This window comes from Nioella sp. (genome assembly GCF_964229645.1).
GTDB lineage: Bacteria > Pseudomonadota > Alphaproteobacteria > Rhodobacterales > Rhodobacteraceae > Nioella.
In genome coordinates this window covers 1-6006 of record NZ_CAXREX010000133.1, presented here as the reverse complement: position 1 = coordinate 6006, position 6006 = coordinate 1, and the positions used below count along the sequence as shown (strand labels likewise).

The following is a 6006-nucleotide window of genomic DNA, read 5'->3' as shown; positions in this document are numbered from 1 at the left end:
ATCGAGCAGAACCGCCCCCGCTGCGTAATGGCCAAGCGCCGTGCCGCCTGCCAGGGTTTCGCTGACCGCAACCACCGGAATGCCACGATCCGCCGCTCGGACGAGCCCGGCCTCCAAAACGGGATCGTCGGGAACCGTGCCACTGCCATAGCAGCGCAGGATCACCCCGTCGCTGTGCTCCATCGCGAAGCTGACCACCCGCATGTCACAGCCCGGGGCTACGGGCACAACGGCGATCCGGGTCTTTTCGAAGAGGTGTTGCCGCAGCACCGCGCCCTCGCGGCGCGGCGGGCGGTCAGACAGCATGGCGGCGAAGGCATCCGGCGCGCTGGAATGGATCTTGCGCGCCCGTGGGCCGCGCAGAAGCTTGCCTGCAAACTGGATCCAGACGCCGGGTTCAGCGGATTGCGTGGCGGCAAGGGCATCGCGCAGGTTGTCCCATCCGTCGCTGCCCTGCTGGCCGAGCGGGATCATCGAGCCTGTCAGGATCACCGGTTTGTCCAGCCCCTCCAGCGCCATGGTCAGTGCCGATGAGGTGAAGGCCAGCGTATCGGTGCCGTGGGTGATCAGGATCGCGTCACAGCCCCCGGCGCGCGCCACGATTTCACCGGCAAGGCGGTTCCAGTCGGCGGGCGTGGCGTTGGCGCTGTCGATGAGGGGATCGAGGCGGACGATATCGACGGAAAGATCATCGCCGCGGTCCTTGCCAAGCGTGCCGATCGCCGCTTCGACCACGCCCGCGCCGGGCGTCAGGCCGCGTGTCGTGGGCACCATGCCGATGGTGCCGCCCGTGTGCAGCAGAAGGATGCGGGTGCGCTCGGTCATCTCTTCTCCTTGGGCTGCGTTGGATCGTCCCGTCGCTGTGCCCGCCCTGCTCGTCCCGGTCAAGCGGCTGCGAAAGAGATTGCTTTCAAACCGGGGAAATACCGTGTATTGCCCCGCGTCATCTGAGACGTGATGCCTTTGACCCCGGGCGCATGGATAGGATTGGGGTCGGCGGCACTGGGGCCGCCACGGAAACGGAGGACCCGGGAGGGCCCGGGAGTGCCTCCAGCTAGGATACGATGATGTTCAACATTTCGAAGAAAAGCATGCAGTGGGGCGAAGAAACGCTCACACTGGAAACGGGCAAGGTTGCCCGCCAGGCAGATGGCTCTGTCATCGCCACCCTGGGCGAAACCTCGGTCATGGCAAACGTGACCTTCGCCAAGGAACCCAAGCCCGGTCAGGACTTCTTCCCGCTGACCGTGCACTACCAGGAAAAATACTACGCCGCCGGCAAGGTGCCGGGTGGCTTCTTCAAGCGCGAGGCGCGTCCGACCGAGAAGGAAACGCTGACCGCGCGCCTGATCGACCGTCCGATCCGTCCGCTGTTCGTGCCGGGCTTCAAGAACGAAGTCCTCGTTATGTGCACCGTGCTGAGCCACGACCTGGTCAACGACCCCGACATCGTGGCGATGATCGCCGCGTCGGCCGCGCTGACCATCTCGGGCGCACCCTTCATGGGCCCGATCGCGGGCTGCCGCGTCGGTTTCGAGGATGGTGAATTCATCCTGAACCCGACCGTCGACGACATGCAGGACCGGCGCAACAACCCCGACCAGCGTCTGGACCTGGTTGTCGCGGGCACCAAGAACGCCGTGATGATGGTGGAATCGGAAGCCTACGAGCTTACCTAAGCGGAAATGCTGGGCGCGGTGACCTTCGCTCATGAGCAGATCCAGCCGGTGATCGACCTGATCATCTCGCTGGCCGAGGAAGCCGCCAAGGAGCCGTTCGAGTTCGCCGCGCCGGACTACTCGGAGCTTTACGAGGTCGTGAAGGCCGCGGGCGAAGACAAGATGCGTGCTGCCTACGCGATCTCTGACAAGCAGGAGCGGGTTGCTGCCGTTGCCGCCGTCAAGGAAGAGATCAAGGCCGGCCTGACCGAAGAGCAGCTGGAAGACGCAAATCTCGGCTCTGCTCTGAAGAAGCTAGAATCGACCGTTCTGCGGTCGGACGTGGTCAAGAACGGCCGCCGCATCGACGGCCGCGCGCTCGACCAGGTGCGCCCGATCGTTTGTGAAACCGGCCTGCTGCCGCGGACCCACGGCTCGGCGCTGTTCACCCGTGGTGAAACGCAAGGCCTGGTGGTGACCACGCTCGGCACCGGCGATGACGAACAGATCATCGACGCGCTGCATGGCAACTTCCGCTCGAACTTCCTGCTGCACTACAACTTCCCGCCCTACTCGGTCGGTGAAGCCGGTCGCGTTGGCCCTCCGGGTCGCCGTGAAATCGGTCATGGCAAGCTGGCCTGGCGCGCGCTTCAGGCCGTGCTGCCCGCCGCCACCGACTTCCCCTACACGATCCGCGTCGTGTCGGAGATCACCGAGTCGAACGGCTCTTCCTCGATGGCGTCCGTCTGCGGCGGCTCCTTGTCGATGATGGATGCCGGCGTGCCGCTGAAGGCCCCTGTGGCCGGTGTGGCCATGGGCCTGGTGCTGGAAGATGACGGTTCCTTCGGGATCCTGACCGACATCCTGGGCGACGAGGATCACCTCGGCGACATGGACTTCAAGGTCGCGGGCACCGAGAACGGCATCACCTCGCTGCAGATGGACATCAAGGTTGCGGGGATCACCCCCGAGATCATGGAGAAGGCCCTGGCCCAGGCCAAGGCCGGTCGTCTGCACATCCTCGGTGAAATGGCCAAGGCCCTGACCGAGGCGGGCGAGTTCTCGATCCACGCACCGCGTATCGAGACCATGCAGATCCCGACCGACAAGATCCGTGAAGTGATCGGCTCGGGCGGCAAGGTCATCCGTGAGATCGTGGAAGTGTCGGGCGCCAAGGTCGACATCAACGACGACGGCATCATCAAGATCGCATCGCCCAACGGCGAAGCCATCCAGAAGGCCTATGACATGATCCATGCGATCGTGGCAGAGCCGGAAGAGGGCCAGGTCTACAAGGGCAAGGTCGTGAAGATCGTCGATTTCGGCGCCTTCGTGAACTTCTTCGGCAAGCGCGACGGTCTGGTGCACGTGTCCCAGATCGAGAACCGCCGCCTGAACCATCCTTCGGACGTTCTGAAGGAAGGCCAGGAAGTGTTCGTCAAGCTTCTGGGCTTCGATGATCGCGGCAAGGTGCGCCTGGCGATGAAGATGGTCGACCAGGAAACTGGCGAAGAGCTCAAGAAGGACGACGCGGAATAATCCGCCCCTCCTTCGCGTGACAGCTACGGCCCCGGGCACTGCGCCCGGGGCCGTTTCGTTTCAGCCCGGGCGCAGATTGCCCACCTGTTCACGGAACCGTTTCCAAACAAAGGCTTGCCCCGTTTGGGGCGGATCGTTCAAACTCTTCCGGTGACAGAAATTGCCGATTTAAGGGAGGGGTTCCGCGTGCTGACCCGCCGTCATTTCATTTCCACCGGGGCCGCGCTGGCCCTGACGCCGACCATCGCCGGGGCACAGGAAGGCTGGACATTGCCAAGCCGCTTCCACCCCCATGTGGTCGATATCAATCCCGGTTTCACGCCCGGAACGCTGCACGTCGATATGGGCGCGCACTTTCTATATCTTGTGCAGGAAAACGATACGGCGCTCCGGTTTGGTGTCGCCGTGGGGCGCGAGGGGCGCCAAGCCGCGGGCAATTTCCGCGTCGGTCACAAGGAAGAATGGCCCAGTTGGACGCCGACGCCGGCCATGATCGCGCGCGAGCCGCACCTTTATGCCGCGTTCGCGGGCGGCATGGAGGGGGGGCCGGACAACCCTCTCGGGGCACGCGCGCTCTACCTCTACACCGGCTACGGTGATTCGCTTCTGCGCATCCACGGAACGCCCCAACCCTGGTCGATCGGGCTGTCCGCATCATCGGGCTGCATCCGCATGGTGAACGATCACGTGATCCAGCTTTACGACATGGTCGAACTGGGCACGCGGGTGACCCTGCATCCGGTTTGACGGGCAGGCAGCCATGAAAAAGCCCCCGGCGATCAACCGGGGGCTTTCTGTCGTTCCGGGGGCTGGGATCAGCCCGGAAGCTTGGCCATGCGCAGGTAGGGCAGCTTCTTGTCGATCGAGCCATACTTGGCGATGGCGTCTTCGTCGCTGACCGAAAGGGGCACCACGACATCCCCGCCCGGCGTCCAGTTCGCGGGCGTGGCGACGGTTTCGCGGTCGGCGGTCTGAAGCCCGTCCAGCGCGCGCAGCACTTCGGCGAAGTTGCGGCCGACATTCATCGGGTAGGTCATCGACAGGCGCAGTTTCTTCGACGGGTCGATGATGAAAACGGTGCGCACGGTCTGGCTGTCGGCCGGTGTCGGATTGTCGGCCAGGTAGTAGTCAGCCTGCAGCATGTCGAAGGCCTTCGACAGTTCCAGCCCCTTGTCGGCAACGATCGGGAAGCCCGCCTTGGCGCCGCCCACGGCCTCGATGTCCTTCTTCCAGCCGACATGCTCTTCCACGCTGTCGACCGAGATGCCCAGCACCTTGGTGCCGCGCTTTTCCCATTCGTCCGCCAGTTGCGCCACGGCGCCGAACTCGGTGGTGCAGACGGGGGTGAAGTCCTTGGGATGGCTGAACAGCACGGCCCAGCTATCGCCGATCCAGTCATGCAGGGCGAAGGTGCCCTGGTCGGTTTCCACGGTCAGATTGGGAATGGTGTCATTGATGCGGAGGCCCATGGCCGACTCCTTCGATCTGGTGAGTTTGCGTTGCCCAATAGCTAGGAAATCAAACTGCGGAATTACATGGGGACCCAGGTTTATTGATGCTGAAAAGGAAGGACATTCCGACGCAGCGGCCCCGGCGCGAACAGCGGGTTTCACGGGGCCGTCACGTCACGAACGCTGTCCCCTTGTTCTTCCCGGCGCGGGGTGACAGGCTCCGCGCCGAACAAGGGAGTGAACAGCATGCCCAAGAGCACCGATTTCTACATCAATGGTCAGTGGGTGGCCCCGAGCCAGCCCAATGACTTCGACGTCATCAACCCCTCGACCGAAGAGGTCTGCGCCACGATTTCGCTTGGGTCCCAAGCCGATGTGGACGCTGCCGCCGCCGCCGCGCGCACGGCGTTCGAGAGCTTTGCCCACACGACCAAGGACGAGCGCCTTGCCCTGATCCGCAAGGTTCTGGAGGTCTACAAGGCACGGGGCGAGGATATGGCGCAGGCGATCTCGACCGAGATGGGCGCGCCGATCGACATGGCCCGGTCGTCACAGGTGGGTGCGGGCACATGGCATATCTCGAACTTCATCAAGGCGCTGGAAGATTTCGAGTTCGAACGCCCGCTCGGGCCGCATGCCCCCAATGACCGGATCATCTACGAAGGTGTTGGCGTCGTGGGCATGATCACGCCGTGGAACTGGCCGATGAACCAGGTGACGCTGAAGGTGATCCCGGCGCTGGCCACCGGCTGCACCATGATCCTGAAACCTTCCGAGATCGCGCCGCTGTCGTCGCTGGTCTGGGCCGAGATCCTGGACGAGGCGGGCGTGCCCGCGGGCGTCTTCAACATGATCAACGGTGACGGCGCGGGTGTGGGCTCTGCCATGACCGCGCATCCCGGCATTGACGCGATCAGCTTTACCGGGTCCACCCGCGCGGGCATCGCGATTTCGAAGAATGCCGCCGATACGCTCAAGCCCGTGCACCTGGAACTTGGCGGCAAGGGCGCGAATATCATCTTCGCCGACGCCGATGAAAAGGCCGTGAAGCGGGGCGCGATCCACTGTTTCAACAACTCTGGCCAGTCCTGCAACGCGCCGACCCGGATGCTGGTTCAGCGCGAGATCTACGACCAGGCCGTGGAAATCGCCGCCGCAACGGCAGAGGCCACCACGGTCGGGCTGGCCAGCGAGTCCGGGCGTCACATCGGCCCGGTTGTCAGCCAGATGCAGTTCGACAAGATCCAGGGCCTGATCGCCAAGGGGATCGAGGAAGGTGCCCGGCTGGTGGCTGGCGGCCTCGGTCGGCCGGAAGGTTTCAACAAGGGCTACTTCGTGCGCCCCACGGTCTTTGCCGA

Annotated in this window: 4 protein-coding genes and 1 pseudogene; 3 read left to right on the top strand and 2 right to left on the bottom strand. The window is 64.0% G+C overall.

Translation table 11 applies throughout. The annotated features are described in order from the left end of the window. A partial coding sequence (locus tag ACEQXV_RS08855) for an asparaginase (RefSeq protein ID WP_370268824.1) occupies positions 1-825 on the bottom strand: 825 nt, incomplete at its 3' end. Positions 826-1067: 242 nt separating this feature from the next. Between ACEQXV_RS08855 and pnp the strand changes: the two are divergent. Both pnp and ACEQXV_RS08845 read left to right on the top strand, forming a co-directional pair. Further along, positions 1068-3197, top strand: a pseudogene (gene pnp / locus ACEQXV_RS08850) (polyribonucleotide nucleotidyltransferase). Between the two features lie 186 nt (positions 3198-3383). Next, entirely contained in the window at positions 3384-3944 is a 561-nt protein-coding gene (locus tag ACEQXV_RS08845; protein WP_370254170.1) for a L,D-transpeptidase, read from the top strand. Between the two features lie 68 nt (positions 3945-4012). Here ACEQXV_RS08845 and ACEQXV_RS08840 read toward each other — a convergent pair whose 3' ends face one another. After that, the gene (locus tag ACEQXV_RS08840) at positions 4013-4666 is read right to left on the bottom strand and encodes a peroxiredoxin (RefSeq protein WP_370268822.1); all 654 of its coding nucleotides are present in this window, start codon (positions 4664-4666) and stop codon (positions 4013-4015) included. Between the two features lie 228 nt (positions 4667-4894). Between ACEQXV_RS08840 and ACEQXV_RS08835 the strand changes: the two genes are divergently transcribed. After that, positions 4895-6006, top strand: a 1112-nt coding sequence (locus tag ACEQXV_RS08835) for an aldehyde dehydrogenase family protein (protein WP_370268821.1), incomplete at its 3' end; no start/stop codon positions are given.

Bases quoted from the DNA above. Each gene is read 5' to 3' on its own strand.
- ACEQXV_RS08840 (WP_370268822.1), bottom strand. From the start codon at position 4,666: ATGGGCCTCCGCATCAATGACACCATTCCCAATCTGACCGTGGAAACC.